Raw genomic sequence first — 1,124 nt, forward strand, 5'->3', positions numbered from 1 at the left:
GCTGTGGCACTGCCAGAGCTGCTGCAGGAGGTGATCACCTTGCTGAGCAGCCTCTCCATCGACAAAGAGATTGACCTGTTGTGTGTGATCAATCCGGCAGTACCGACCTGGATCACCGGGGATCGCTTGCGCTTGCGTCAGGTGTTGATCAACCTGGTGAGCAATGCCCTCAAGTTTACCTCTTCGGGCCAGGTTGTGTTGCGGGCAGAGGTGGAGGGAGAGCATCCCGAACTGCTGCATCTGCGTGTGGAAGATACCGGCATCGGCATTGCGGAGAGTCGTCTGCAAGAGATATTCCATCCCTTTGTCCAGGCAGACACTACCATCTCCCGCAGCCATGGTGGCACAGGCTTGGGGTTGAGTATCACCGATAATCTGAGCAAACTGATGGGTGGGAGGGTATGGGCAGAGAGCCAGCCTGGGGTGGGCAGTGTTTTTCACGTCGTTCTGCCCCTGCGTCGGCTTGAGCCGCCACCCTTGGTGTCGCTGCCAGAGTCAGACCAGCCCTCCCCGCCCGCTCAAACAGATGTGCTGCAGATTCTGTTGGTTGAGGATACCGAGGATAACCAGTGGTTGTTTGCGGCATATCTCAAAAAGAGCCCGCACCGCTTGACGATTGCTGGCAACGGTCTGGAAGCAATCAGCCATATACATTCCACAACATTTGACCTGGTTTTCATGGACATCCAGATGCCTGGGATGAATGGATATGAGGCTACACGGCAGATTCGCCAGTGGGAACAGCAGAAGGGTCTCCCGCCAGTAACCATTGTGGCATTGACCGCCCAAGCCTATGAAGAGGATGAACAAAATTGCCGGAAGTGCGGTTGTGATGCCTATCTGACGAAACCTCTCAAGAAACAAAAATTGCTGGAGACGATTCAGAATATGACCGCCACCATTGTGGCACGCAAACAGGCAGTTGTACCGCCTCTCTCGCTCTAGAGCGCAGAGATTGTGCTCTTTCTCTTGCTTTCCTTGCGCCCCATCAGCGTTAACCTAACATCCCCAGAGTTGCCATCTGACGCTTTTGTTTTCTTGGTGAATCAGCAAGCCATTCGGTTATTTTGCGCCAGTTTTCCATGACTTCCGTGAAACTGAAAATCGGTAAAACAGCTTGCTGG

1 protein-coding gene is annotated in these 1,124 nt (G+C 53.6%); it reads left to right on the forward strand.

Features of this window, described 5'->3' with window-relative positions; translation table 11 throughout:
- The coding region (locus tag EJP87_RS16875; RefSeq protein ID WP_130472983.1) for an ATP-binding protein at positions 1–945 on the forward strand (945 nt) is incomplete at its 5' end.
- Positions 946–1,124: the final 179 nt, after the last annotated feature.

The sequence above is a fragment of the Candidatus Magnetaquicoccus inordinatus genome (assembly GCF_004217665.1).
Lineage (GTDB): Bacteria > Pseudomonadota > Magnetococcia > Magnetococcales > Magnetaquicoccaceae > Magnetaquicoccus > Magnetaquicoccus inordinatus.